Consider the following 25,100-nt stretch of genomic DNA (forward strand, 5'->3'; position numbering starts at 1 on the left):
CTCATATCCTAACATTTAATAATTAATTTTTTGTTAGATGAATTTTTCTTATTAATTTAGATAATTCATGTTGAAATATTAAGCATTGACTTGTATATAGATTAGTAAACTTGCAATACAAAAATGTATTGTGCTTAAAAGATATATAAACATTTAAATTATTAACTAATTTAAATAGTTTAAATTTTTATCTTTTTTTAAATTTAATAAATGAAAGCCGAAGTAACTTATGAATAATCAACAAATAAATAGAAATGATAAGAAATTAAAAAGTAGTAAAAATAAAAAGCGAATTTTAATAATAGGTTCGTTAGGTTTATTAGCATTTGGGGTTGCAGGATTAACAACTTTAACAGTAATTAGATCAATTGATGCAAATAAAAATAATTCTTCATTGAAATCAATAATTGAAAATAAACAATCAGAATTAGATGAAGTTCAAAATTCTTTAATTGAATCTAACGATCGCCTAAGTAAAGAACAATTAGAAAATAAAAAACAAATAACAAATTTGAATCTCAAATTAGAAAATCAGACTTTAAAACTACACAAGTTAAACCTTGAACTTGAAAATAAAAGTTTAGAACTACAAAAATTAAATTTGGAATTAGATGAACAAAATTTAATAATAACAAATCAAATTTTAGAAATATCCAAATTAAATTCTAAATTAGAAAAGCAAATTGAAAAAGTTGATAAAACTAATTTAGAAATTGCTAATTTAAATAATCTTTTAAATAAAAATCTTGAAACAATTAAATTACGTGAATCTGAAATTTTTAATCTTAATTTAGAAATTCAAAATTTAAAAAAAGATAAACTTGAACAAGGTAAAGAAATTATCAATTTAAATGAACAAATAACTAAAATAACTAATAAAAATCAAGAAGAAAGAAATATAGCTAATGAAGAAATAAATAAACTTAAATTAGAATTGTTAAATGAACGCAAAACAATAGATGAATTAGAAACAAAAAATAATCTGATAGTTGAGGCATTTATAAGAAATATTCCAGAAAATCAAAAAATGTTTAGAAATATTGGCACTATATCAAATAGTTCAGATCAAAACATTTTAAATGTTCTAAATAATTTATCTAGAAGAGGGTCTAATTTTTTCCCTCCATTCACAAATATTTTAATACTGTCAAACAATAATGTAGATAAAGCAATGTTATGAGTAACGACTCCAAATAGAGTAAATACATTTTATGAAATCACATATAATGTTTCAATGCAATAATTTTTTTATTTAATTACACAAAACCAAAAAACAAACCAATGTTTTTTGGTTTTTTTTGGTTCAACATTTGATAAATCAATTTTTTTATTTTAAACAATAATTTATAATATTGAAAAATACAAAACTTTTTGAGTACTTTAATTTTTCTTTTGATATTTAGAATCTTTAATAGAGGGTTTTAAATGTTAAAAGATAAAGAAAATTAAGTAAACAAGAATTAATTAAACAAATTACAACCGCAACTAATAAGTGTAATTGTAATGGTTGTAAAATTGCTATTCATTTAATCAAGGACAACTTTAAAATGGACGTTAAGAAAAATAAACGCACATTAGATGATTTGTTTAATGTTATTGTTGAAGTCAAAGACGACATTGTTGGAATTAAACAAGACATTAAACGATTAGACACAAGAATTGATAATCTTGTTAAAGTTAATAAATTAAAAGAATAATTAATAATTTTTACTTATTGCAAAATCTATTTTAATTTGAATAGTATGTATGTAAATTACAAAAAATATTTTATTTTTTTAAATTAATTATAAAATTTTAAATAACATTTTGAATTAGGGGTGTAGTTCAATGGTAGAACATCGGTCTTCAAAACCGAGTGTTGTGGGTTCGAGTCCTGTCACCCCTGCCATTAAATTTTTATGCAAAAGTGTAGCAATGTAATTGTTACACTTTATTTTTTTATTAAGTATTTTTTTACAAGCATTTCAAGTTTTTTAGGTTTAATTGGCCCTACATATTCTTCTATAATATTATTTTCTTTATAAAATCTAAATGTAGGAACTTTTTCTAAATTTCATGAATTATTACCATCTTCTAATCATACTTGATCTGATTCTTCAACATTAATTAAGTAAATTTTGTAATTAGCTTTTATTTCATTAAAATGTGTAATTATTTCTGGAATATTTTTTTGACAATAGGAACATCATGTTCCAAAGAAAATACCTAAAATTGGTTCATTAGTTTTTTTAAGTAATTCCTCAAAAGTTTTAATTGTTGTATTTTTTAAATCCATAATTTGTCTTCTCACTAAAAAAACTATATATTATTTATCATAAATAATATACATAAAAATAAGTATAAATTTGATTTTGTTTTTATAAAATATATAGACATGTATATAAATAAATTAAAATGATGCTAACTTATTCTAGTGATATAAACTAATGAATTACTTTTGAATAATCGGTTTAATTTTAGCCCCGTTTTTATTGAATATAGTTAGAAGTGTTGATCAAAAAGTTAAATTTTGGACTCACCCATTGTTTTTTTTATTGTTTGTTTTTGCAATTTTTCAAGTGGGTTTGTCATGATTTACAGTTATGGCTATACCGTCTTATTTAGCATATAGTATCATTTCATATTTAATCTTTGTTAGTATCTTTTTGTATGTGCTTATTTATTCAATAAGAACAATTTATAAAAATAAAAATTTGATTACTTGAAAATTTTTTTTAAAAACTAATATTTCGTCATTATTGGCAGCAAGTATCTTATTATTAGCTTTACTTATACTTTTATTATTTCCTGAAATTAATAATTTATCTGATACATCTGCTTATATGTCTATCAGTAATTTTTTCAAAAATAATAATTACAGTTTAACTAATGATAATAAAGTTTTAGATTATTTTTATAGATTTCCTTCTGGATATTATTTGAATAGCGTTTTTTCTACAAGAGAAGGATTATATCTTGCATACTATGTTGTTTGACCATTAGTAATTTTTTATTTGTTTTATTGAACTATTGATTTTTTTATAAATAGTATTTGCTTTAGATGAAGCAACATATATAAATTAATTTTTGTTGGTTTTGTTAATTCAGTCTATCTTGTTTTGTCATTTACAATAATATATTCCTTTACTGGTGGTAATTATGAAATTCAAGCAATTTTAGTATTTATAGCATTTGTTTTAGCACTAAATAAAAAATTTAATTATTTCACTTTGGTATTTTTGGGTTTTTCTTTATTTAGTATTACTGCTTTACTAATTTCATTACCTATATTTGTAGCATTATTAGTTTATTTAATATTCAAAAGCAATTGATTTAATATTTTTATTTGAGCAATATCATTTTGCTATATAGTGTTTAATTTATTAGCATTTAATTTTGATAATCCAGCATCAATTTACTCAACGAAACTTGTATACACTTTTGAATTAGTTGCTATTACTTCATTCCTAATATGTTTGAGTGCAATTTTTTATTTATATGAATTTAAAAAAATTGCTTTTTTACAAAAAAATGTTTTAGTTTCTTCAAAAGATATCTGATTAATTAAAAACATTAAAAATCAAAATAAAAATTTAATTTTAATTATTTTTTATTTAATAACTTTTATTGCAACTTTTTTATGTACACAATTTATTGTTTTAAACAATAATGCTGCTTCAGGCAATCTAATAATTTTATATGTAGGTTCTACTAGTTTATTTATTTTCTATATAACATATGCTTTATTTTTATTTTTCAAAAAACAAAGAAGTTTTTCAACAATAAATTGATTAATTATATTCCAATTCTTTTATGTAGCTTATGTATTGTTTAATTTTATTTTATTTGATTTATTTAATTTAAATTCATCAAGTTGAAGAATTATGTTGACTTCTTTTACAATTGGATTTATTTCAACTTATGTTGGCATGATAGGTATTTTAATTGCGACTATAATTAATGATAATTTAGATTTCTTTCAATCAAAATTATGAATTTATAAAAAACATAGATCTAAGAAACTATATTCTTTGAATTTGGGGTTGTGTTCAATATTTATTTTTTCTTCTGTTGCGGCCACTTCAATAGTTTGATCAATTCGAATTAATGATGGTTTTAATAAAGACAATTTGAATAATCAATTTTCAAAAAATTGAGTTGGAGATGTAATTGCTAATGAAGATAAGAATTTTTTAAAATTTATTAATAAATTAAATTCTAATCAAATTTCAAGTTATTCAAATTTAAGTAATAGTGACAAAATTAAAAATAATCCTAATAACATTAGATATTCATACTATTCAGATTTATCAATAAACATTTATTTAAATAATTTGTATGCCTTAAGTTATGGTGAACAATCAAGAACTAGCCAATATAATAATTTTGTTTTATCTGATACTTGATTAAAAATAATTCAAAACAAACCTATTAATGATTTGTTTTATGAAAATGTAAATAACACAATAGCAAATGTGGATCAAGTTATAAACTTGTCTATTGATAATCTTAATTCAAATAATTTACCTTTGTATCCAACAATTAATAAAAAAGCTAATATTCAACAAGATGATGCTTCAAGTCCAATAAAAGTTGATCAATTTATTGTTAATGGATCACCCGATTTTTTAATATTTAACAAAAAAACTGAATATTATGATCAGTTAAATATAATTAAAAATTTGAAATCATATTCAGGTAATAAAAATGATTTTATTTTTACAAATAATAATATTGATAATCAAAATGGATATCAATATTTATATGAAAGTCAAGATATAATTTATTTTTATAATAACAAAACAATTAAGTGAAATAATATAAATAATTTATTTAATGGTGTGGTAAATAATGACTAATACTTTTTCAATTGTAATACCTTCATATAATAGTAGTGAATATATATCAAAAACTATTGAATCAATTATCAATACTAAATATGATCCCAATTTATATGAAATTATTATTGTTAATGATGGTTCAACAGATAACACATTGGATATAATAGAACAATTAAGTCGTCAATATTCTAATATTAAAATTTATTCCAAAAATAATGCTAATTGAGGATCAGTTATTAACTATGTTATTGAAAATAAGTTAATAAATAATGATTATGTTGTTATTTTAGATTCAGATGATTTGCTAAGCAAGAATTTTTTTAATATAGCTAATCAAAATATAAAAAATGCTGATATGTTATTAATGAGTTTAATAGTAAAAGGTAAATTATTTAAATATTACGCAAGTCCACATTATTGATTTTTCAAAAGAACTGTAAATAAAAATCAAAGATATTCAGTTGCTTTTGCGCCTTTTTCAATAGTTATAAAAAAAGATTTATTTTATCAAGCACCTAAACTAGTTGAAAATGTTAGTTATCAAGATTATTTTTTATTTTTTGCATTGATGCAAAAAGCAAATATAGTTAGATTTACATATAAAGTATCAGGTATTTACAATAAATATAGAGTTGGCAATACCATGAGTGCTAATTGAACTGATAAAAGATTTGATCAAGAGTTAGTTTTGCATAAAAAAATGGAAGAAATTAATTTATCAGAAACTTTAATTTTTAGAGTTTTAATGAATGGTTACACCAAAAAAGCTAACGAAAAAAATTATAAAATTCAAATGAAAAATATACCAAAACCATATTGACTGCCGTGATTGGGAAGAGTTTTGTTTTTATTAATGTATAAAATTTATTTGCATAAATTTGTAGAAATTCAAGGATCAAAAAATTAAAAATGCCAAAAAAAGCTTTAATAATAAATATTCAAAATCATAATTATTCTGGCGGAATTGAAACATATAGCAGAAACTTGATTCCTATATTGCATGATCTTGGATATGAAATTTATGAGTATTCAACTTGTGAAAATATTCAAAGCAAAGTTTGTGAACCTATTCCTTATGTAAATCAAGTTTATGTTAATAGAAAAAATTTATTACAAGAATTGAATCTTAATTCTTTTAATAATAATGTTTTTACTTTTTTAAAAAAATCTTTTGATGAATTACTTGCATTAAAGGCGCAAAGAAAACAATTAAAATCTATTATTAAAAATTATGATTTAATCATTAATAATCAAACTGTTTTATCAGGAATTTCATATAAGGATTATGACAAAATAGTTTGGGTTCAACATAACGATATTAATTTTCTTAGAAAAATAGCAATTTTTGGTCGTTTAATTTTAAAAATTTTTTTAAGACAACATTTACCATATAAAGAATTTAAAAATTTAGTTCTTTTTTCTCCATATAGTAAAAAATTATATGAAAAAACTTATCCAAAATTAGTAAATAAAAAAGATATTAATTGTGTTCAATTGATTTCAAAATATCAAAATATGCTGGATTCAACACCTAGTGAAAAAATTTCTAAACCAATCGTTTTATTAGGAAGAATGTTAGATGTTAAGCAAAAAAGACCAGATATAGCTAACAAAATTGCGAAACATTTAAATTGCAAAATTCTTGTTTATGGTGAATACAATCAAAAATTAGTTAAGAAGTATAAAAATCTAATTTTTAAGGGTTCATATTCAGCTGAAAAAGATTTAAAAAATATTTTTGATAATGCTTCATTGTTATTAGTGACAAGTGATTACGAAGGTATGCCATATGTAGCTATCGAATCAATTATGCACTCAACACCAATAGCTATTAGACATACTTTTGCAGAAGCAGAAAATTTAGTTAAACACCAAAATGGTTTGTTATTTTCTAAAAAAATGTCTGCTAAAAAGATTGCACAAAAAATTAATTTTTTGTTAAATAATGAAGTTGAATATAATCAAATGGTACAAAATAATTCATTATGAATAAATGAATTGAAATATGAAAATTTTGTAAATAAATGAAAAGAAATTATTAAGAAATTTGAAAAATAATTAAAAATATAAAATTAGCACTAAAATAATTTAAGTGCTAAAAATTAAAAAAAATGTATATAATTTAATGTATCACTATAAAACAAAAGTATACGAAAGGTAAATTTTGAATATGTCAGATTCTGGAATTATTATAGGAATTGACCTTGGTACGACAAACTCTTGTGTTGCTGTAATGGAAGGCAATCAAAAGACAGTTTTAGAAAATCCTGAAGGTAAAAGAACTACTCCATCAATTGTTTCATATAAAAATGGTGAAGTTATAGTTGGTGATGCTGCAAAACGTCAAATGTTGACAAACCCAAATACAATTGTTTCTATTAAACGTTTAATGGGTACAAGCAAAAAAGTAACAATTGAAGAAAATGGTGTTAAGAAAGAATTGACACCTGAAGAAGTTTCTGCTCAAATTTTGACTTACTTAAAATCATATGCAGAAAAGAAAATTGGAAAAACAATTTCTCGTGCTGTAATTACAGTTCCAGCTTATTTCAATGATGCTGAACGTCAAGCAACAAAAGTTGCTGGTAAAATTGCTGGTTTGGAAGTTGAACGTATCATTAACGAACCTACTGCTGCTGCATTAGCATATGGTATTGATAAGTCTGATCGTGAAATGAAAGTTTTAGTTTATGACTTAGGTGGTGGTACATTCGACGTTTCATTACTTGACATTGCTGATGGTACATTTGAAGTTTTAGCAACTGCAGGTGATAACCGTCTTGGTGGTGATGATTGAGATAATAAGATTATTGATTGAATAGTTGAAAACATTACTAAAGATCATCCGAATTTAAAAATTCGTGAAGACAAAATGGCTATGCAACGTTTAAAAGAGGCTGCTGAAAGAGCTAAAATTGAGTTATCTGCTCAATTAGAAGTTAATGTTTCATTACCATTCATTGCTGTAACTGAATCTGGTCCAGTTAACTTTGATATGCAATTATCTAGATCTAAATTTGAACAATTAACTAAGGATTTAGTTGAAAGAACAAGAAACCCAATTAAAGACGTATTAACAGAAGCTAAAGTTGATCCTTCTCAAGTTGATGAAATTTTATTAGTTGGTGGTTCTACAAGAATTCCAGCTGTTCAAGCTTTAGTTGAATCAATGGTTCCTAATAAGAAACCTAACCGTACTATTAACCCCGATGAAGTTGTTGCAGTAGGTGCTGCAGTTCAAGGTGGTGTATTACGTGGTGATGTTAAAGATATCTTGTTATTAGACGTTACACCATTAACATTAGCAATTGAAACATTAGGTGGTGTTGCTACAGCCGTAATTAAACGTAACACAACTATTCCAGTTTCTAAGAGTCAAATTTTCTCAACTGCTCAAGATAATCAAGAATCTGTTGACGTTTCAGTTTGTCAAGGTGAACGTCCATTAGCTAAAGAAAATAAATCATTAGGTACATTTACTTTGGGTGGAATTGAACCTGCTCCTCGTGGTAAACCTCAAATTGAAATTACATTCAATATTGATGCTAACGGTATTTTGAATGTTAAAGCAAAAGATTTATCAACTGGAAAAGAAAATAGTATTACTATTAGCAATAGTGCAGAATTGAATGATGATGATATTCAAAGAATGATTCGTGATGCTGAAAGTAACAAAGAACGTGATGCTATGGTTCGTAAGCGAATTGAATTACGTAACGAAGGTGAAGGCATTGTTTTCAATATTAATGAAATCTTAAAATCAGATGATGCTAAAGAATTACCTGAAGAAGACAAAAATAAATTGAAAGATCTTGCTGACAATGTTCAAAAAGCATTGGATTCTCAAAATTGAGATGATCTTGAAGCAAAAGTTAATGACTTCAAAAAATGACGTGATGAAATGAGCAAAAAATACGGTGGAGGCACTGATAGTTCATCAGAACCTAAATAAAATTATTTTTTGTATAACAAGTAAGTAATTTAAAAAGCAACTTTTAATAGAGTTGCTTTTTTTTTTTTTTTTAAAAAAAATTTTAAATTTTTGAAGTTTAATTATTAAAAAAACAACTTTTTTTGTACATAAAAATTTGTTAAATTTGTTAAATCTAAATATATAAATTTTTTAGCAAATTACAATTTAAAAACTTGTTAATTATTTAAACTGAAATTTTTTTAAATAAAATATTATTTTTTTTATTTTTTATGCTTATAATTGATTACTAATTTTATTATTTTTAACCATATAAAAAGGTGATTAAAATTGGAAACAAAAAACTTTATTGAATTATCAAATGTCAATAAAATTTTTGATGATGGATTTGTTGCAGTTCGTAATTTTAATTTGACAATTAATCGTGGTGAATTTGTGACATTGCTTGGTCCTTCAGGATGTGGAAAAACAACAACATTAAAAATGTTAGCTGGTTTTGAACAACCAACATATGGACAAATTAAGATCAATGGCGTAGATATAAAAGATATGCCTGCTCACAAACGACCTTGTGCTACAGTTTTTCAAGATTATGCACTTTTTCCTAACATGACTGTTTATAAAAATATTTGTTATGGATTAAAAATTTTAAGAACTAATTTAGATTCAATTCCTAATTCAAGATATCAAGAAGCAAATAATGTGTATCAAGATGCTATTAAAATTGCGAAAGCCAAAATAAAATTTCTTGAAAAAAAACGAATTGATATTAAAAATAAAATGGATAAAATTTCTCAACAATATTTAAAAAATGAGTGATTTAATGAAAATCGCGAAATGCGAAATAGTCAATTTATTGATGAAATGATTAAGTTGCGTGAGCAAGTATTAGAAACAACTGATGAACAATTAATTATTAAAATTAAAAAACAAATGATTGAACTAAAAAATAATTTTAATAAGAAAAAATCAATTGATAGAAAATACGATAAACTTGTTAAAGAATATAATAATGTTGATTATTGAATTTCTTATTGAGAAACATATCCAATTTCGAAAAAAGAATCTTATGAAAAGCGAATGTTAACTCGACCATTAACAAAAAAAGAAATTGCTGAAAAAGCAGATAGAATAATTGAAAAAGTTGGTCTAAAAGGTAAGGAAAATAAATATCCATCAGAATTATCTGGTGGGATGCAACAAAGAGTAGCATTAGCAAGAGCGTTGGTTATAGAACCAGATATTCTTTTGTTAGATGAACCTTTATCTGCTTTGGACGCAAAAGTTCGTAAAACATTACAAGATGAATTGAAACGTTTGCATAATGAATTTAAATTAACATTTATTTTGGTAACTCATGATCAAGAAGAAGCATTAATTCTATCAGATAAAATTGTTGTAATGTCTGAAGGAGATATTGAACAAGTTGGCACACCTAGTGAAGTTTATGATGCACCCAAAAACGTTTGAGTTGCTAAATTTATTGGTGAAGCAAATATTTTTGATGGAATTTATTTGGGTGAACACAAAATTAAATTATCTAATGGAGTAATAATAGAAACCGACGAAGGAAATGATGGTTCTTTTGCAATTAATGAGAAAATCAATGTTCTTATTAGACCAGAAGATTTTGATGTTGTGCCAGCAGATAAAGGTATTTTTAATATTGAAGTTACTAATGCTACATATAAAGGCGTTTTGTGAGAAATCACAGGGTTATTAAATAATGAAACATCAATAACTGTTCAAAATATTGATTATGTAGAAATAAATCAAAAAGTTGGAATTACATTCGATAGTATTGATGTTCATATGATGAAGGTTTATGAATAATGTTACAAGTATTATCAAGCAAATTTGTAGATACTTTTAAAGCTAATAAAAAAATTTGATTATTACTACCATTTGCTTTATTTATTTTATTGTTGTTTGTTATTCCTTTAATAATTATATTAATTAATGCTTTTCAACCTGTTAGTGATTCTGGGATTAATGGAAGCATTGCAGATAATTTTAAAGTAGTTGATGGTTTTGTTTGAGAAAAAATTTGAAAATCACTTTGAATTTCAGTAGTATCCACAATTATTTCTTTTGTTATTGCATTCCCTTTTTGTTATTTATTATCTATATCTAAAAGTAAAGTATATAAATCATCAATTATTTTATTTGCTACAGCACCAATTTGAAGTAGTCTTTTAATTAAGTTAGTTGGTTTAAAATCATTATTTGATTTAATTGCAACTTCAGCAGCTGGTTCATTAACAATCAATAGTACTTACGGAGATGGATACACAATCATTGGAATTTGTTATGTATATATTCCCTTTTTAATCTTACCTTTATATTCTGTTCTAATAAATATGCCTAAAAATTATTTGTTAGCTAGTCAAGATTTGGGCAGAAATCATTTTGCCTCTATTTTCTTGATAGTTATTCCATATTGTAAAACAGCAATTGCTTCAGGAATAACTTTAGTATTGCTACCTGCATTTACAACTGTAGCTATTCCACAATTTTTAAACAACAACAACAATTCTAGTTTAATAGGTGATTACATTTTTAATTTAGGCAGTAATGCATTAGAAAGTAAAGTTGCGATTGCTCAAGCAAGCGCTTTAAGTTTAGTTTTAGGATTATTAATTTTATTAGTTTATATATTTTGAAAACTAACACCTAAAGTAGTTAGATTTTTAAAAAATAAAAATGCATGAAATATTTTGTCTAAAAAATTTAATGTCTTATTTAATTTGTTTAAAAAACCCAATAATTTAAAAAACAAGGAACAATAAAATGACTAGTGGAAAATTTCGTTCTTCATTAAGACAATCTTACATTTGAATTATTTTGATGATAATTTATTTGCCTTTGCTAGTTGTAATTATTATTAGTTTCAATAATTCAACAATACGCGGTAATATAAATTTAGTTTTTGGTGTTCCTGATTCTGGTATTGGTAGTTCGGCGTATGATAAATTAGTTTCTGATGGAGATTTTGTTGATAGTTTAATAAATTCTTTAATAATTGCTGTAGTCGTAACACCGATTTCAGTTATTATTGCTACTGCAGCATCTTTTGCAATATGAAACAATAAAGCTATTTATCGCAAAACTACAATTGGATTGTCTAATGCTTCAATTAGTACGCCAGAAATTATTGCGGGATTAAGTTTAATTATTCTTTTTACATTAACTTGATTAAGTTTTAATCAATCATTGGGTTTATTTACAATTATTGTTTCACATATATCTTTTTGTACACCATATGCATTAGTTGCGATTTATCCTAGAATGCAAAAAATGAGTATGAATTTGATTTTAGCTAGTAGTGATTTAGGTTACAATAAAACACAAACTTTCTTTAAAATTACAGTTCCTTATTTAATGCCTGGAATTTTATCTGGTGCTGCAATTGCTTTTGCAATGAGTTTTGATGATTTCATTATTACAAATTTGGTAAGAGGTTCAACACAAACAATATCTTCACAATTATATACAATGCGTAAAGGAGTAAAAGCATGAGCTGCAGCCTTTGGATCAATTATTATTTTTATAACTATTTTCATTACAATAGCATTATCTATTCAAAAATTCTTTATCGAAAAATCTAAACATCGTGAAAAAGTAATTAGAAGATCTCAACATTTAAATCGAATTAATATAAAAGATTTTAAAAAACAATTTAATCAACAAAAGGTTAAATAAATAAGATGAAAATACTTTTGATTAAACTTGCAAGCATTTTTACTATTATTTTATCAACAATAGTTTTATTAACTTCTTGTTCTAATAATTTTGATAATCCTTTAATATTTGCTAATTTTGAATCTTATATGAGTGAAGATTTAAAAAGTCGATTAAAAAATGAATTCAATGAATTGAAATTCGATTTTTATACTTCTAACGAAAACATGATTACAAATTTTAAAAATGGTACATATACAATTGGCAACGCTTCTACATATGCTGTTATCGAATTGATTAAACAAGAAGAATTAGAACCAATTGATTGAAGTAAATTTAATTTAAAAAAACCAATAACAAATGAACCAATTAATAATGAAAATGACGCCTTGTCGTTATTTATTGAACCAGTTAGAAAAATTTTAACTGGTTTTGATGAAATTCCTAATTTATTAAAATATTGTATTCCTTATTTTTTTCAAAATTATTTATTTGCATACCGTGGTCAAAAAATTTTAGATTTTGAAAATCCAAATATTACTTGAGAAAATATTTTAGATATCATTGGTTCAAAACCTAATGTTTTTAATTCCGCTAGAATGGGCGGAGTAGAAGATGAAAGAACATTATTTTCAGTAAGTAATTTGGTTAATTCAAATAATCAAAATGTTAATCCAATAAATTTAAGTTTAAAACCATCTATTGATGAATATAAAAATGTATATAAACAATTAAGTAATGGTAATCGAATTAATACTAGAACTTTAGGTAAAAATCCCATTCCAATTTTTTTAAATTCAGATAGTAGTGTTATTTTAAATAAATTAGCAACCAATTCTTTAAATGGTGCAATGATGTTTAATGGCGATGCAATTTTTGCAGCACAAGGTGGTGAAGATGCTCTTGATAAATTACCTTCTTCCCAAGATTTTCATTTTGTTTCTCCAATTGATACGCCATTAGCATTAGATTGCTTGGTTATTAATAAAAAAAATGTAGTCAATAATGATCAACGTATGCAAACAACTTATAAAATTTTGAATCAAACAGCATTAGAAGGAAGCGATTCTAATGATCCTAATGATTTTGAGAAATTAAATAGTGATAATTTATTTTTTTATGGACCAATGTTAAATTTTTCATTCGTTCAATATGTATCACCATTAAAAATTATTAGCGGTCAAAGCAATGATATTAGTGATAATGATAAAGATCTTAATAATATTGATAAAAATATAATTAATAGTGTTGTATATACAAATGATTATTTTTTAAATCTTGATGATCCAGATTTGGGAGAAGCAATTAAAAATGCTTACACCATTTCGATTCCAGATAACATTCCTATTACTAACTTAATTGAAAGTCCATTAAATTCATGACAAAAACAAACTATTATTAATTCATATTTACGATTTAAAGAAGAGTTCTGAAATTAATTTATGATTAAGAATAATGTAATAATAGGAATTGAAACTACCTGTGATGACACAGGGATAGGAATTATAAAGAACAACGAGATTTTAGCCAATGTAATAATTTCTTCTGTTCCATTGCATCAAAAATATGGTGGAATTATTCCCGAAATAGCTGCTAGAAGTCATGAAACAAATTTATTAAAAGCTTATGAAAAAGCATTAAAAATTTCTAATGTTTTACAAGAAGAAATTACGCATATTGCATTTGCAGAAACGCCCGGTTTACCAGGTTGTCTCCACACAGGAAAAATTTTTGCCAAATTATTAGCTTTAAATTTAAAAATACCTTTAATTCCATTGAATCATTTATATTCACATATTTATAGTGCCGCAATCAACAAGAAAGACAAAATAAAATATCCTTGTTTAGGTTTAGTAGTTTCTGGTGGACATACAGCAATTTATTTAGTGAAATCTCCAAATGATATTGTTTTGCTTGATGAAACACAAGATGATGCTATAGGCGAAGTTTACGATAAAGTTGGTAGAGCTTTAAATTTAGATTATCCTGCTGGTTCTAAAATTGACTCATTGTATGATGAAACAAAATCTAAATCAATTAATTTTTTAAATCCTACTACAAATCATATTGCTTTTAGTTATTCTGGCATAAAAACTGCAACAATTAATTACATAAATAAATTAAAACAAAACAATTCTAGTATTGATGTTGTAGATATTGTTTCTTCTTTTCAATATTTAATTATTAATGATTTTGTAAAAAGAGTTAAATTTTATCTTGAAAAATACAATGTTGAGATGATTTTACTAGGCGGCGGAGTTAGTGCAAATTCCTTACTAAGAAAAGAATTAAAAAACATCAATAAGGAAATTTGATTACCTGATATGGAATTTACTAATGACAATGGGGCAATGCATTGTTTCTATGCTAATATTTTAATTAATGAAAATTCAAAAAAATATAAATGTATTTTTAATTAATTGAATGGAAATTTAAAATTGATTACACTTTGATACAATGGCAAATTTTATTTAAAAGAAAATTGTTTTGCAGAAGCAATTTTAGTTTCAGACAATAAAATTGTTGATGTTGGAAAAACTAAAATTTTATTAAATAAAAAATATGACAAAAAAATTAATTTAAAGAATAAATTAGTTCTTCCTGGTTTTATAGATAGTCATACTCATTTGTTAAATGGTCAAATAACAAAATCTTTTTTTGATTTAAGCAAAATAAATAATTTAAAAACTTTAATTTATAAATCCAAACAATTTTTAAATAATACAAAAAATAAAAAATTAAAAATTTTAAAAGGTGAAAAATTAGATTATAAATTATTTCCAAATTTAAATCGTTTTGCACTTGATAAAATATCAACATCAATTCCTATTATTTTTCGCACAAAAGATTTGCATACAATTATTTGCAATACAAAGGCATTGAAATTATCTAATTTATTTAAAAAGAATTTTTTCTTTAAAAAGAAATCTTTTATTGAATTAGATAATTATGGATTTCCTAATGGAGTTTTTAAAGAAGAAGCTCAATTTTTAATTCATAATTTTATAAATGATAAATTAAAGAATAATTTTATTAATGAATTAACGACAATTGCACAAACAGCAAATAAATTTGGAATTACATCTGTCAATACTTGTGATTTAATTGATAATAATAAAATAGAGATTTTTAATATTTTTAAAACTTTTACTAAACAAAATAAAAACCTTAGGTTTTTTCATCAGTATTATGTTAGTGACAAAAAAGATTTTTTAAATTTTTTAAAACTTGATTTGAAAGATAAAAAAATGCTTAATCAAATTGTTTCGATTAAATTATTCATTGATGGATCTTTATCAAGCAGAACTGCAAGTTTGTCTAAAAAATACAAGGATAATAAAAAATCTTTTAAGATAAAATTTAGTGCAAAAGAATTATCTGAATTATGTAAATTGATTAATAAATATAAATATCCCATTGTTTCTCATTCAATCGGCGATAAAGCTTCGTTAGAAATATTAAAAGAGTATAAAAAATTGAAAAATAATATTAGAAATGGAATTATTCATTTACAAATAGCTACACCCAAAATAATTAATTTATTAAAAGAAACTAAGACAATTGTTTTATCACAACCAATTTTTTTAAATGAAGATTTGTTGATTTTAAAAAATATTTTAAATAGTTATTTAATTAGACATTCTTATAATTTTAAAACATTAATTAGAAATAATATTCATTTATCATTTGGGACAGACTTTCCAGTATCCTCCTTAAATCCTTGAGAAAATATTTATTGTGCATTATTTAGAACATCATTAAAAGAGAAAAATAACTTTTCTACATTTCAAGAAAATGAAAAATTAAATATATTTGAATGTATTGACGCATATACTAAAGAAGGTGCTTATGCATCTTTTGCAGAAAAAAAACTAGGTAAAATTTCAAAAAATTATTTAGCTGATTTTATTGTCTTAAATCAAAACATTTTTAAACTAAAAAATTTAAAAAATATTTTAAAAACTAAAGTTATGCAAACAGTAGTTAATGGTAAAATTGTTTATCGCAAATAGAATATTAATATAATAAATATATTTAATATTAAAGGATTTTTATAAATATGACCAATAATGCTCTTTATAGTAAATATAGACCAATTTGCTTTAAAGATATGTTTGGTGAAGAACATATTGTTAAATTATTAACAAATGCTATAAGTCAAAATCAAATATCTCATGCATATATTTTTCATGGTCCGAGAGGTGTAGGTAAAACTACAGCTGCTAAACTATTTTCAAAAACAATCAATTGTTTAAATCTAATTGATAACAATGATGCATGCAATAAATGTAAAAATTGTTTATTGATTAATAATAATCAAACATTGGATATTGTTGAATTAGATGCAGCAAGCAATAATGGTGTTTCTGAAATTCGTAATTTAATTGAAACTGTTAATTATTTACCAACTGATTTAAAAACAAAAATTTTTATACTTGATGAAGCTCATATGCTAACTACTGGGGCTTGAAATGCATTATTAAAAACAATTGAAGATTGTCCAGAACATGTTGTTTTTATTTTTGCTACAACAGAATTTCATAAAATTCCACTAACAATTATTTCAAGATGTCAATGCTTAAGTTTTAAACCTTTTTCAGAAAGTGTTTTATTTGATTTAATTTCAAAAATAAGTAATTTAGAAAATATAAAAATTGAAAGCGATGCTATAAAAAAAATTGCTAGATTAGCTAAAGGAGCCGCTCGTGATGCAATAACTTTGTTAGATCAAGTGAAAACATACTCTAACGATTTAATTATTTCAGAATCAAATATTAATGATATTTTTGGTTTATTAGATGAAAACAAAAAAATAGATTTTATAAATCTTTTAGGAACTAATGAGTTAGAAAAAATTATTGAAATAATTAATAAATTTGAATCAGACGGTGTAAATTTGAATTTATTAATTAATGATATATTTGCAATGCTTATAGACATATTTTTATATTTGAAATACAAAAATATAAATTTATTAAAAACAATGTCTTTAAAGACTATGGAATTAGTTAAAATTTCTGATTATAATCAAGCTTTGCATTTAGCTCAAATTTGAGAAGAATTAATGAATAAATCACATTTTAGCTCAAACGTAAAATATAATTTAGAATTAGCAATTTTTAAATTAAATCAAAGTGAAACAAATCATAATAAATTTGAAGAAATAGAAGATAAAAATATAGTTGATCAAAATAAAACATCTAAAAAAAGTATTTTAGTTGAAAAAGATAAAGAGATAGAATTTAATGAAAAAAAATTATTAAGTGGTTTTGAAACAAAAGAAATTAGTGTAAATTCATTTAGTCAATCCAATAAAATTGATCAAGAGGTTATTGATGAGAATGAAATTAATGATTTAAATTGCTTTGCTTCAGAAAAAGAACAACAAAAATTTTTAAAAGAAACTTTTTTTAGCATTGCAAAAGATTACGATAAAAAGTGTTTGTCAAAGTATGACAAAATTTTTAAAAATTTACTAAAAGAATCAGATAATTTTTCAAATAATATCTTTCATTTATTAAAATTTAAAAAAATTTTATTAGCTTCTAACGAAGGCATTGTTTTATTATATGATTCTAATGATGAAATGGTTTTTGTAAATAATCAAATTTTTGATAAAAAAATTCATCAGTTTATTTATGAAAAATTTAACAAACCTTTGATGTTTATTGCTGTGACAAAAGGAATTGCAAAACAATATTCGACAGATTTTTCTGAAATAAAAGATCAAAATTTAATTTCTAACTTAAATATTGATAAAATTAGTAGCTTAATTAAAAATGAAAAAAAGAACCACACAAAAGAATTTGCTGAAAATTTATTTGGCGATGATTTAAAATATGAATAAAATTTTATGAGGTAATAAAACATGAATTTTCAAAAAATGGCTGAAATGATAAAAAAAAATCAAAAAGAAATGGAAAAAAAATTAACTGAATTTAATAACAAAGAATTTAGTTTTGAATACAAAAATAAAGCAATACAAATTAAAATTCTTGGAGATTTAAAAATTAAAAAAATTGAAATTGATAAAACTTTAATTGATCCCGAAGATAAAACTATGTTAGAAGATATGGTTGCTGAAGCGATAAATGAAGCAATTGAAGAAATTGAAAAACAAAAAGATAATATTGCTCAAGAATCTATGCCAAAAATGCCTGGTTTCTTTTAATAAGTATGAATGAATTTTTGGAATTTGAACATTTAGTAGATGCAATTAAAGCTCTTCCTTCTATTGGAACAAAAAATGCTAGAAAAATTGCTTTTTTTTTATTAAAAAAAGATCAATATTTTATAAGAGAGTTTATTAGTAGATTGCAAATTGCAAGATCAACTTTAAAACGTTGCATTGAATGTAACAATTGAAGTAAAGATCTTAAGTGTGAAATTTGTGTTTCTCCATTAAGAGAAAAAAATAAATTATGTATTGTTGCGACAGTTGATGATTTATTAACTATAGAAAAATGTCAAGGTTACAATGGTTTATATCATGTTTTAGATGGAGAATTATCTAAGCAAAAAAATATAGATCCTGATATGTTAAATATTAGAAATTTAAAAGAAAAAATTTATCAACAAAATATAAATGAAATTTTAATTGCTACCAACTTTACAATTGAAGGGGAATTGACTGCTAATTACATTAAACTTTTATTAAAAGATTCTCCTATCAATATTTATCGAATTTCATTAGGTTTGCCAATTAATTCATCTATTGATTATGCAGATGAAACTACTTTAAAAATGGCAATTCAAAATAAACAAAAAATTAAATAAAGTATTTTTTTATATCTTTAATTCAATTTTTTATTTGAGATTCAACTTGTTCTGGAAAATTATCATAATCTAATGCTAAACCAACAAATTTATTTTTATATATGGCTTTAGATTCGCTGAATGTGTAATTTTTTGTATCAACATACCCTACTATTTTTATTTTTTTGTTTGATTTTTGCAATGCACGATGTAATTCACCCATACCATTGCAAAAACTAAATGTATATATTTGGGAATCTCCTAATCCAAAAATTGCTACAACTTTGTTATCTAATTTTAATTTTTTAAATTCAAATTCTTTTCAACCATCAGCCATATCACCTATTCCTCAAGTTGAAGTGCCCATAATAAAAGCATCATATGAATTTAATTCTTCAGCTTTTGCATCATTTACATCAAAAATGTCTTTTTTGTTTATATTTAATTCTTTACCTATTAATTTAGCAATTGTTGCAGTATTTCCTAAGTTAGTTCCATAAATAATTGCTATTTTCATTTTAGTTTCCTTAAATTAGTTTTTTGTTTTGACAACCCTTATATTGAAAAAATATTTAAATTGAAATGTTATTAGCAAACACTATTTAAAATTTTTCATATTTATTACGTATCTAAATTTACCTTTTCCAGTTGTCATTTTTTCTCAAGCTTCATCAATTTGTGCTGGATTAATAACTTCAATTTCAGGATAAATTTTATTTTTTAATGAAAAATTTAACATTTTTTGAGTTAAAGCAATTCCACCAATAAGAGAACCATAAATTTTTTTGTGATTTACAAAAACTAAATCAGAAGGATTTATACTTCATTTAGATTCAGCTGGTGGAATACCTAAAATACACATTTCTCCACCATATTTAAGTAATTTAACATATTCCATAACATCATATTTATTTGGAATTGTAGAAATAATTAAATCAAATTCTTCTTTAACATCTTCTAAAGAAGTATATAGTTTTTTAACACCAAGTTTTTTAGCTTCTTTTTCTTTTTTGTTATTTCTGGCAAACACATAAATATTAGCACCAAATTTTTTTGCATATTTTAATGCCATAACTCCTAGACCACCAAATCCAGCAATTGCAACATTTTGACCTTTTTTAACTTTAGAAAAAACAACAGGTGCATATGTAGTAATTCCGGCACATAATAATGGCGCTACATATTGTAATGGAGCATCCTTAGGCACTTTAATTACAAAATTTTCTGTTACTACAATATAGTTGGAATAACCACCTTGTTGTATTTCATCATTATTAAATATATCTTTTGAATTATAAGTAAATACACCTTTATCACAATTTTGTTCATAACCAGCTTTGCATTTACTACATTTTTGGCAACTATTTACCATACAACCAACGCCGGCATAGTCACCAATTTTAAATTTTTTAACTTTATTACCTATTGCTACTACTTCACCAGCTATTTCATGTCCCGGAACAATGGGATAATTGCAAGTTCCTCATTCTGATCTTGCTGTATGAATGTCTGAATGACATATACCTGCATACTTAATTTTAATTAGAACATCATTAGACTTTAATGCTCTTCTAGTAAATTCAAAAGATTGAAATTTACTTTTAGCATTTGTCATTGCAAACCCTTTAACTGGAATTCTTTTATTTATATTCATTTTATTACCTGATAATTTAAGATTAAACATGAGTAAATTTTATCAAATGAATTTTTATTTTTTATAGAATTGATTAAGTAATAATTTAAAAATCGAGTAAAAAAATATGAGCTTAAAACTTATAGTAGGATTAGGTAACCCTGGAGAAGAATATAAAAATACTCGACACAATGCTGGTTTCATGGTTATTGATAAAATGATTGAAACACTAAATATCAAGTTAACATCTAATAAATTTAAAGGATTATATGCAAAATCTCAGTTTAATAATCAAGATTTTATAATTGCAAAACCTATGACATTTATGAATTTATCAGGCACATTTGTAAGAGAGTTAACTGATTTTTTTAAAATATGACCACAAAATATTTTAGTTATATATGATGATTTTGCATTTGATTTAGGGCAGATTAAACTACGTCAAAAAGGATCATCAGGCGGTCATAATGGAATGGCAAATATTATTAAATGTATGAATACTGATAAAATTAAAAGAATTAGATTTGGTGTTGGACCATTAAATCAAAATAATATATCTAATTTTGTTTTGAGTAAATTTAATTTATCAGATTATTTATTATTAGACACAAGTATTGTTAAATCATCAGTTGCAGCTTTTAGTTTTTTAGAAGAATCTGATTTTTCAATTGTTATGAATAAGCATAATAAATAAGTTATGGAAAGATTGGTTATCGGTGTTTCTGGCGGACCAGATTCAATGGCATTATTAAATCATTATAAAAATCGTGATATAGTTGTATGCCATGTTAATTACAATTTAAGACCTACAGCAATTCGCGACGAAAATATTGTTGTTGATTATTGTAAAAAAAACAATATTAAATATTTTGTGCTTCATGTTGATAGCAAAAACAAAACTCAAAAAAACTTTCAAAATTGAGCACGTATTGTTCGTTACGATTTTATGCATAAAATTGCTAAAGAATATAATGCTTCAAGAATATTAATTGCACACAACCTTAATGATTTTTTAGAAACTGCAATTATGCAATTAGAAAAAAATAAAAAAGTTCTTTATTTAGGAATTAAAAAACATTCTAAATATAAAGATATAGATATTTATCGACCACTTATAAATGTTTGAAAAAAAGATATTTATAAATATTGTGAAAGTAACAATATTATTTATGGTTTAGATGAATCTAATAATTCATTAAAATATTATCGAAATTATATTAGATTTATATTATCTAAGTGAAGTCAAAATAAAATTGATTTTTTGTTAAAGAAAATAATTGATTTTAATCAAAAGCAAAGTAATTTAGTTAATCAAATTAATTCAATTTATAAAAAATGAAAAAAAGATATGAATGTTGATTATATTTTGAAATACTCACCCGAAATTATTTCATCTGTAATTTATGAATTGTTTAAAGATAATGAAATTAAATATAATTTAAATAAATTTAATGCTGTTTTAATTTTGATGCAAAAAAACAATCCCAATAAATATTTTCGAATCGGAAATAACAAAAAAATAGTGGTTAAAAATAAAAAATTATTAATTGTAAATTAAGCAAAAATTTAATTTAAAAAATTAAGTGTTATATTGCTTTAACTTGCTTTTTATCATTTTTTTTAATAAAATCTATAGACCTAATTCAATAAACATTTTTGTTTCATTTGCGAAAATAATTTTGAATGGTTGGAGAAAATAAGATGAAAAAGAAATTAAGGTTATCGACAAAATTATTGTTGAGTTCGTTAGCGTTTTCAACAATTTTATTGTCTGCAATCATAATTCCTGTAAGTTGTTCTAATTCAGACAATAATAGCAATAATGGAACAAATACACCCCCTAGTAATGGTGGTTCAGGCGACAATGGTAGTGGTGGTTCAGGCGACAATGGTAATGGTGGTGGTTCAAATGGTGGTGGAACTACTGCGCCAACAAATAAATTCGTTACACCAAATAGTGAATTAAATAAATCTAATAATGCTACAAAGAGATATGATTTATTTAACTCTTATTTAGATAGAATTAATGTTTCTTCTGTTAATTCTTATAATTTATCAAACAAAACAAGTACTTCATACCCCAATAGTGTATTAAACCAAATACCTACATTGAAAGATGATTTATGAAGACCAACAACTAAGACAGATACATTTAAAGAAATTGTTAAATTAAGTTCTTTTGCAGATCAATTTATAGATGAAACATTAAATTTTGATAATTTTGTGGTAACAGGTGGTGATTTTGCGATTTTAGGGTCTGATTTAATACCACAATTTAAAACAGCTCTACAAGAACAAAAAGATTGAATTAGAAATGCTTATGATTCTACTACTGGTGGTTCTAAGTGAGATAATAATTTTAAATTAGAAAATTCAGCAGCATCAAATAAATCTAAAGTTTGAGATTTTACAAGTAAACCAAGAGCTAGTCAAAGAGAATGGGTTATTAATACATGCCAATTGTATTTGCCAACTGATCATTTAAATTTAAGTTTAAATGAATCAGGTAATGTTGTTCTTCAAAGCACAACTAATGATTTTTCAACATCAAATACTGGTAATCTAAATAGTATTAATAGTGCAAATGTAAATCAATACCCACGATTAGAGTTAAAATTAACAAATAATACTACAATTTATTGTTTCTTTAAACAAGGAAAAATAAATTTACCAAGTGATTTGTTTGGCAATTTTTCAAAATATTATGGAAGTATTATTGATGATAAACCTATATTAGAAAACAGCATTAATGATATTTTCAAAAAGTATGAATCACTTTTAGGAAATGAAGGTTCAAATAATTATGGTTTAACATTATGAAACCAATATGTTGTTAATGCAAAAGACGAAAACGAAAATCACATTAAAAAGCAATTGAACAAACAAGACCCTGTTGCTATCCCTGGTAGTATGGGTACAAATTCAAGTATTCTTAATTGAATAAATAATAATGCAAGTAAATCTTCAAGAAATGTAAGATCCCTTAATTCACAAGATAGAATTTTGTCTTCTGATGGAGTTGAATTTTCAAATTTAAATGCTCCTTATTATAGAACAACAATTGAAAAAGAAGGTATAGTTGTTAATTCATTCAAATTCCACGGTGGTTTTAATGATAGAAGTAGCATTTATGAATTGAAATTAAACATTAATGGATTTAAATTTGAACACAAATTAGGTAATATTTTTGCGCCAAATGAAGATGTAATAAATCAATTAAAACCATTTATTCGTTTGGCTGAAGGAAGTGTACTTTTAAAAAATGATGGTACAAAATTAAACTTTCCTACAAATTCATGATTAGATGCTACCGCTTTAATTGATATGAATTCATTTTATGATTTTTGAAATAATTTAATAATATTTAATGGTTCATATAATAATGATTTTGCTGCAAATAACAAAAAATTACTTGATATCAATAATGATGCTTCTAATACTGATAAAATAAAAATGTGAAATGCTAATGTAACATATTCAGCAAATGCTGGTTCTAAAGCAAATGAAAATGTTCAAGATATTATTAAAAATAATATGAATATAAATAAATCAGCATTAGCTAGTTATATTGTTGATAATATAAATTCTAATTCTGTTTTCACAAACGGTCAGGATCATACTACAAAATTAGAAGGTGAATACAAAACAGTTTTAAATAATCCAGTGTTGCCAACAAACGTTTCTTCATTAACTCAATTAAGAAGCAAAATAGAAAATGCTTCATCAATTAAATTTGCAGATAATATAGAAAATATCAATAAACAAAAAATGTTTGCTTTTAATAATAATGTTGAAGCAACAACAAATACTAATACAACTTGAACTGAAATTTTAAATGATACTAATGGTAGTAAAACGGGCGCAAGTATTCGTATTGAAATGGATTTAGGTGCTGATACTACTTCCGCACAATCAAGTAAAGCCGGAGATAAATTAATTGGTTTAGTTTATTTTGGGGACAATTCTAATAATTCAAATATTAAAAATATTAATTTTAATTTCTGTAGTGATGAAAGTCGATACTTGTTTATTAACACAAATAAAACACCAGAAAATGTTAAAAATCCTATTTCGAATCTTCAAAATTATCCAATAGGAGAAATGATTCAAAATTTATCAAAAACAATATCTGTTGTATTTATTCAACAAGAAACAAATGTTTCAACAAGCACTACTTCACCCAAAGCTTGAGGATTTGCATTAGGTAATATAAATTCTTCTAATGATAAGACAATAATTCTTCCAAAAGGAATATTTGCTTCTACAATATAACATTTAG

General features: G+C 23.9%; 21 protein-coding genes and 1 tRNA gene. 19 read left to right on the forward strand and 3 right to left on the reverse strand.

Annotated features, from left to right (window positions below; all coding sequences use genetic code 4):
* Positions 1-229: 229 nt before the first annotated feature.
* The 3 genes from T397_RS0100745 to T397_RS0100755 all read left to right on the forward strand — a co-directional run bounded on the left by T397_RS0100745 (position 230) and on the right by T397_RS0100755 (position 1,888).
* Positions 230-1,243: a coiled-coil domain-containing protein gene (locus T397_RS0100745; protein WP_027123801.1), complete on the forward strand. Its 1,014-nt coding sequence runs from the start codon at positions 230-232 to the stop codon at positions 1,241-1,243.
* Positions 1,244-1,547: 304 nt separating this feature from the next.
* Positions 1,548-1,697, forward strand: a complete 150-nt coding sequence (locus tag T397_RS04350) for a hypothetical protein (RefSeq protein ID WP_155947921.1) — start codon at positions 1,548-1,550, stop codon at positions 1,695-1,697.
* A 116-nt stretch (positions 1,698-1,813) separates the two neighbouring features.
* Positions 1,814-1,888 (forward strand) — tRNA-Trp (locus T397_RS0100755).
* A 42-nt stretch (positions 1,889-1,930) separates the two neighbouring features.
* Here T397_RS0100755 and T397_RS0100760 read toward each other — a convergent pair.
* Positions 1,931-2,275: a thioredoxin family protein gene (locus T397_RS0100760; RefSeq protein WP_027123802.1), complete on the reverse strand. Its 345-nt coding sequence runs from the start codon at positions 2,273-2,275 to the stop codon at positions 1,931-1,933.
* A 151-nt stretch (positions 2,276-2,426) separates the two neighbouring features.
* Between T397_RS0100760 and T397_RS03760 the strand changes: the two genes are divergently transcribed.
* From T397_RS03760 to recR, 13 genes are all read left to right on the forward strand, one after another.
* Entirely contained in the window at positions 2,427-4,838 is a 2,412-nt protein-coding gene (locus T397_RS03760) for a hypothetical protein (RefSeq protein ID WP_036448564.1), read from the forward strand.
* The gene (locus tag T397_RS04160; RefSeq protein ID WP_027123803.1) at positions 4,831-5,727 is read left to right on the forward strand and encodes a glycosyltransferase family 2 protein; all 897 of its coding nucleotides are present in this window, start codon (positions 4,831-4,833) and stop codon (positions 5,725-5,727) included. Before T397_RS03760 ends, T397_RS04160 begins: the two co-directional genes overlap by 8 nt.
* Positions 5,728-5,729: 2 nt before the next feature.
* Positions 5,730-6,878 (forward strand): glycosyltransferase family 4 protein, encoded by a 1,149-nt coding sequence (locus T397_RS0100775; RefSeq protein WP_027123804.1) that lies wholly within the window; start codon positions 5,730-5,732, stop codon positions 6,876-6,878.
* 112 nt (positions 6,879-6,990) lie between these two features.
* Positions 6,991-8,772: a molecular chaperone DnaK gene (gene dnaK / locus T397_RS0100780; protein ID WP_036448566.1), complete on the forward strand. Its 1,782-nt coding sequence runs from the start codon at positions 6,991-6,993 to the stop codon at positions 8,770-8,772.
* A gap of 309 nt (positions 8,773-9,081) precedes the next feature.
* On the forward strand, positions 9,082-10,584 hold the full coding sequence (locus tag T397_RS0100785) for an ABC transporter ATP-binding protein (RefSeq protein ID WP_027123806.1): 1,503 nt from the start codon (positions 9,082-9,084) through the stop codon (positions 10,582-10,584).
* Entirely contained in the window at positions 10,584-11,540 is a 957-nt protein-coding gene (locus tag T397_RS03770) for an ABC transporter permease (protein WP_081794284.1), read from the forward strand. The genes T397_RS0100785 and T397_RS03770 overlap by 1 nt, the downstream gene beginning before the upstream one ends.
* 1 nt (position 11,541) lies before the next feature.
* Entirely contained in the window at positions 11,542-12,453 is a 912-nt protein-coding gene (locus T397_RS0100795) for an ABC transporter permease (protein WP_027123807.1), read from the forward strand.
* A 5-nt stretch (positions 12,454-12,458) separates the two neighbouring features.
* A complete protein-coding gene (locus tag T397_RS0100800) occupies positions 12,459-13,871 on the forward strand; it encodes a type 2 periplasmic-binding domain-containing protein (RefSeq protein WP_052663042.1) in 1,413 nt (470 codons plus the stop codon).
* 3 nt (positions 13,872-13,874) lie between these two features.
* On the forward strand, positions 13,875-14,852 hold the full coding sequence (gene tsaD, locus T397_RS0100805) for a tRNA (adenosine(37)-N6)-threonylcarbamoyltransferase complex transferase subunit TsaD (protein ID WP_027123809.1): 978 nt from the start codon (positions 13,875-13,877) through the stop codon (positions 14,850-14,852).
* Positions 14,853-14,870: 18 nt separating this feature from the next.
* A complete protein-coding gene (locus T397_RS0100810) occupies positions 14,871-16,445 on the forward strand; it encodes an amidohydrolase (RefSeq protein ID WP_162150120.1) in 1,575 nt (524 codons plus the stop codon).
* A 47-nt stretch (positions 16,446-16,492) separates the two neighbouring features.
* Positions 16,493-18,280 carry a DNA polymerase III subunit gamma/tau gene (gene dnaX, locus T397_RS04165; protein ID WP_052663043.1) on the forward strand — a complete coding sequence of 596 codons (1,788 nt, stop codon included), beginning with the start codon at positions 16,493-16,495 and terminating at the stop codon, positions 18,278-18,280.
* Positions 18,281-18,301: 21 nt separating this feature from the next.
* Complete coding sequence (locus T397_RS0100820) at positions 18,302-18,604, forward strand: YbaB/EbfC family nucleoid-associated protein (protein ID WP_027123811.1); 303 nt, start codon at positions 18,302-18,304, stop codon at positions 18,602-18,604.
* A 5-nt stretch (positions 18,605-18,609) separates the two neighbouring features.
* Entirely contained in the window at positions 18,610-19,209 is a 600-nt protein-coding gene (gene recR, locus T397_RS0100825; protein WP_027123812.1) for a recombination mediator RecR, read from the forward strand.
* Here recR and fldA read toward each other — a convergent pair.
* Both fldA and T397_RS0100835 read right to left on the reverse strand, forming a co-directional pair.
* Positions 19,202-19,705 (reverse strand): flavodoxin FldA, encoded by a 504-nt coding sequence (gene fldA / locus T397_RS0100830; RefSeq protein WP_027123813.1) that lies wholly within the window; start codon positions 19,703-19,705, stop codon positions 19,202-19,204. The genes recR and fldA overlap by 8 nt on opposite strands.
* An 81-nt stretch (positions 19,706-19,786) precedes the next feature.
* Positions 19,787-20,872, reverse strand: coding sequence for an NAD(P)-dependent alcohol dehydrogenase (locus T397_RS0100835; protein WP_027123814.1), 1,086 nt, complete (start codon positions 20,870-20,872; stop codon positions 19,787-19,789).
* A 76-nt stretch (positions 20,873-20,948) separates the two neighbouring features.
* On the opposite strand from T397_RS0100835, the gene pth reads away from it, so the two are divergent.
* The 3 genes from pth to T397_RS04170 all read left to right on the forward strand — a co-directional run bounded on the left by pth (position 20,949) and on the right by T397_RS04170 (position 25,093).
* Entirely contained in the window at positions 20,949-21,515 is a 567-nt protein-coding gene (gene pth / locus T397_RS0100840; protein WP_027123815.1) for an aminoacyl-tRNA hydrolase, read from the forward strand.
* A gap of 3 nt (positions 21,516-21,518) precedes the next feature.
* Positions 21,519-22,379, forward strand: a complete 861-nt coding sequence (gene tilS, locus T397_RS0100845) for a tRNA lysidine(34) synthetase TilS (RefSeq protein ID WP_027123816.1) — start codon at positions 21,519-21,521, stop codon at positions 22,377-22,379.
* A gap of 143 nt (positions 22,380-22,522) precedes the next feature.
* Positions 22,523-25,093, forward strand: coding sequence for a hypothetical protein (locus T397_RS04170; RefSeq protein WP_027123817.1), 2,571 nt, complete (start codon positions 22,523-22,525; stop codon positions 25,091-25,093).
* Positions 25,094-25,100: the final 7 nt, after the last annotated feature.

Source organism: Mycoplasmoides pirum ATCC 25960 (genome assembly GCF_000685905.1).
Lineage (GTDB): Bacteria > Bacillota_I > Bacilli_A > Mycoplasmatales > Mycoplasmoidaceae > Mycoplasmoides > Mycoplasmoides pirum.